Annotated in this window: 1 pseudogene; it reads left to right on the top strand. The window is 43.7% G+C overall.

The annotated features are described in order from the left end of the window. Positions 1-99 precede the first annotated feature (99 nt). Positions 100-498 (top strand): annotated as a pseudogene (locus tag CIK04_RS29940) (23S rRNA (cytosine(1962)-C(5))-methyltransferase RlmI); the annotation flags it as partial. Positions 499-564: the final 66 nt, after the last annotated feature.

Below are 564 nucleotides of genomic sequence, written 5' to 3' on the forward strand. Positions count from 1 at the left end.
CAAACTAAGCAAAGGCCTGCCAATGCGGCCTTTTGCTATTTGCTTTCTACTCTGATTCCTTGAAATACCCCACTTTCATTTTTGCTTAAGAGAATTTCAATGTCTGCTGCCATCTATTTAGTCAAAGGTCGTGAGAAGTCTGTTGTTAGACGCCACCCTTGGATCTTTTCTCGTGGGATCGATAGAGTCGAAGGTAATCCACAACTAGGAGAAACCGTTGATGTTTATGGTCACGATGGCAAATGGTTAGCCAAAGCAGCCTATTCTCCTGAATCTCAAATTCGTGCTCGCGTATGGAGCTTTGAAAAGCAAGATATTAACAAAGCGTTTTTTGTAAAACGCATCCAAGACGCTCAACTTCTTCGCGAAGATGTGATTGAGCGAGATGGCTTAACTGGCTACCGCCTTATTGCAGCAGAATCTGATGGCATGCCTGGTGTGACCATCGRCCGTTACCAAAATTTCTTCGTCTGCCAACTTCTCAGTGCTGGCGCCGAACAATCAAAAGAAAAATATTGTTGACGCATTATTGAGTTTTCCCTGACTGACAAATGTGTACGAACG

The sequence above is a fragment of the Vibrio sp. 03_296 genome (genome assembly GCF_002265885.1).